Consider the following 3,346-nt stretch of genomic DNA (forward strand, 5'->3'; position numbering starts at 1 on the left):
CGGCCGCCCCGACACCACCGACCTCTTCGCCGACCGCCTCCTGGCGGTCCTCAGCGGTCGCCGCCCCGTCCACTCCATGCTCCGCCACACCGCCGGCCACGCCTACGACGACCTGGCACACCTCGCCGAACGCGGCCCCCTGCGCACCACCCGCGGCCTCCTCCCCGTCGTCCGCGACCTCGGCTATTACGTCGCCCGCCCCGGCGCCCTGGAGGTCTTCGCCCGCATCGGCACCGGCGACCGCCTGCGCGCGATGGCCTTCCGCCTGGAACTCGGCACCGACCGCCGCTGGCGCTGCACCGCGGTAGAACTCGACGGCCCCCGCAGCCCTCACCCCCGCCCCGACCACGACCACGACCACGACTGAGCATCACCCCGCACACGCCGGAGGGCCGGACCACCCTGAGGTGATCCGGCCCTCGAACGACGACCGCAGCCGCCGTCGGCTACTTGCCGCCGACTACTTCTTGCGGCGCCGCCCGGCCTTCGCCTGCTTGCGGCGCTCGGCGCGCGTCAGACCGTCCGCCTCCGACCGCACCGGCTCCTCGTCGCTCTCGAAGTCACCCTCGACGGTGCCACCCTCGCCATCCACCGTGGGCGCCGAGAAGTGCAGGTTCCGCCGCTGCGGGGCGTCCAGGCCCTTGGCGCGGATCTCCGGACGCGCCTGCGCCGGCACCACGTCCTGCTTCTCCATGTCGACCGCCGCCGCGTCCTCGACCGGTACCTCCTCGACCTGCTGCTCCACCTGGACCTCCAGGTTGAACAGATAGCCGACGGACTCCTCCTTGATGCCGTCCATCATCGCGGAGAACATGTCGAAGCCCTCACGCTGGTACTCGACCAGCGGGTCCTTCTGCGCCATCGCGCGCAGGCCGATGCCCTCCTGGAGATAGTCCATCTCGTAGAGGTGCTCACGCCACTTGCGGTCCAGGACCGACAGCACGACCCGCCGCTCCAGTTCCCGCATGATCTCGGAGCCGAGCTGCTTCTCCCGCGACTCGTACTGCTCGCGAATGTCGTCCTTGATGGACTCGGCGATGAACTCGGCGGTCAGCCCCGCACGGTCACCGGCCGCCTCCTCCAGCTCGTCCACGGTGATCTTCACCGGGTACAGCTGCTTGAACGCGCCCCAGAGCCGGTCCACGTCCCAGTCCTCGGCGAAGCCCTCCGCGGTCTCCGCCGACACGTAGGCGTCGATCGTGTCGTCCATGAAGTGGTGGATCTGCTCCTGCAGGTCCTCCCCCTCCAGAACACGACGACGCTCGCCGTAGATGACCTCACGCTGACGGTTGAGGACCTCGTCGTACTTCAGGACGTTCTTACGCGTCTCGAAGTTCTGCGTCTCGACCTGCGACTGCGCGGACGCGATCGCACGCGTGACCATCTTGTTCTCGATCGGCACGTCGTCCGGCACGTTCGCCATGGACATCACGCGCTCCACCATCTGCGCCTTGAACAGACGCATCAGGTCGTCACCCAGCGACAGGTAGAAACGGGACTCGCCCGGGTCACCCTGACGGCCGGAACGGCCGCGCAGCTGGTTGTCGATACGACGCGACTCGTGCCGCTCGGTGCCCAGCACATACAGCCCGCCGAGCTCCTCGACCTGCTCCTTCTCCGCCCGGACGGCCTCCTCGGCCCGCTCCATGGCGGCCGGCAGCGCAGCGGCCCACTCCTCGATGTGCTCCTCCGGGTCGAGACCGCGCTGACGCAGCTCCGCCTCGGCGAGATCCTCCGGGTTGCCGCCCAGCTTGATGTCCGTACCACGACCGGCCATGTTCGTCGCCACCGTCACGGCGCCCTTGCGGCCCGCCTGGGCGACGATCTGCGCCTCACGGTCGTGCTGCTTGGCGTTCAGCACCTCGTGCTGGATACCCCGCTTGCTGAGCTGCTGCGACAGGTACTCGGACTTCTCGACCGACGTCGTACCGACGAGGATCGGCTGGCCCTTCTCGTGCTTCTCCGCGATGTCGTCGACGACCGCGTCGAACTTCGCGACCTCGGTGCGGTAGATCAGGTCCGACTGGTCCTTGCGGACCATCGGCTTGTTCGTCGGGATCGGCACCACACCGAGCTTGTAGATCTGGTGGAACTCGGCGGCCTCGGTCATCGCCGTACCGGTCATGCCGGACAGCTTGCCGTAGAGGCGGAAGAAGTTCTGCAGGGTGATCGTCGCGAGCGTCTGGTTCTCGTCCTTGATGTCCACCCCTTCCTTCGCCTCGATCGCCTGGTGCATGCCCTCGTTGTAACGGCGGCCCGCGAGGATACGGCCGGTGTGCTCGTCGACGATCATGACCTCGCCGTCGATGACGACGTAGTCCTTGTCCTTCTTGAAGAGCTCCTTCGCCTTGATGGCGTTGTTCAGGTAGCCCACCAGAGGCGTGTTCACCGACTCGTACAGGTTGTCGATGCCCAGCCAGTCCTCGACCTTGGCGACACCGGACTCGTGGATGGCGACCGTGCGCTTCTTCTCGTCGACCTCGTAGTCGCCGGTCTCCTCGATGCCCTTCAGCGCGTTGCCCGCCTCACCGCGCTTGAGGCGCTGGACCAGCTTGGCGAAGTCGCCGTACCACTTCGTCGCCTGGTCCGCCGGACCCGAGATGATCAGCGGCGTACGCGCCTCGTCGACCAGGATGGAGTCGACCTCGTCCACGATCGCGAAGTTGTGGCCGCGCTGCACCAGCTCTTCCTGGGACCACGCCATGTTGTCGCGCAGGTAGTCGAAGCCGAACTCGTTGTTCGTGCCGTACGTGATGTCACAGCCGTACTGCTCGCGGCGCTGGGCCGGCGTCATGTTGGCGAGGATGCAACCGACGGACAGACCCAGGAACTTGTGGACGCGACCCATCATCTCGGAGTCGCGCTCGGCCAGATAGTCGTTGACCGTGATCAGGTGAACGCCGTCACCCGACAGAGCGTTCAGATACGCGGGCAGCGTGCCGACCAGGGTCTTGCCCTCACCGGTCTTCATCTCGGCGACATAGCCGAGGTGCAGCGCCGCACCGCCCATGATCTGCACGTCGTAATGGCGCTGACCCAGAGCACGCTTGGCGGCCTCACGCACCGTGGCGAACGCCTCCGGCAGCAGGTCGTCCAGCGTCTCCCCATCGGCGTACCGCTGCTTGTACTCATCGGTGAGGGCCCGCAGCTCGGCGTCGGAGAGGTCGACGAAGTCCTCTTCGATGGAGTTGACCTGGTCCGCGATGCGGTGCAGCTTGCGCAGGATCTTGCCTTCGCCTGCACGCATGAGCTTTGAGAGGACGGACACGGGGGTTGGTCTCCTTGCCGGTCGGGCCTAAGTCAAACGAAACAGACCGTCCCAGGCCCGACCGGCAAGGAGACCAAC

2 protein-coding genes are annotated in these 3,346 nt (G+C 67.0%); one reads left to right on the top strand and one right to left on the bottom strand.

Annotated elements, in window-relative coordinates; genetic code table 11:
- On the top strand, positions 1 to 367 hold a 367-nt coding region (locus BZL64_RS34430; protein WP_244205679.1), incomplete at its 5' end, for an Rv3235 family protein.
- A 93-nt stretch (positions 368 to 460) separates the two neighbouring features.
- On the opposite strand, the gene secA is transcribed toward BZL64_RS34430, so the two are convergent.
- The gene (gene secA, locus BZL64_RS34435; protein WP_086773008.1) at positions 461 to 3,268 is read right to left on the bottom strand and encodes a preprotein translocase subunit SecA; all 2,808 of its coding nucleotides are present in this window, start codon (positions 3,266 to 3,268) and stop codon (positions 461 to 463) included.
- Positions 3,269 to 3,346 lie beyond the last annotated feature (78 nt).

Source organism: Streptomyces bobili (genome assembly GCF_002154575.1).
Classification (GTDB): domain Bacteria; phylum Actinomycetota; class Actinomycetes; order Streptomycetales; family Streptomycetaceae; genus Streptomyces; species Streptomyces bobili.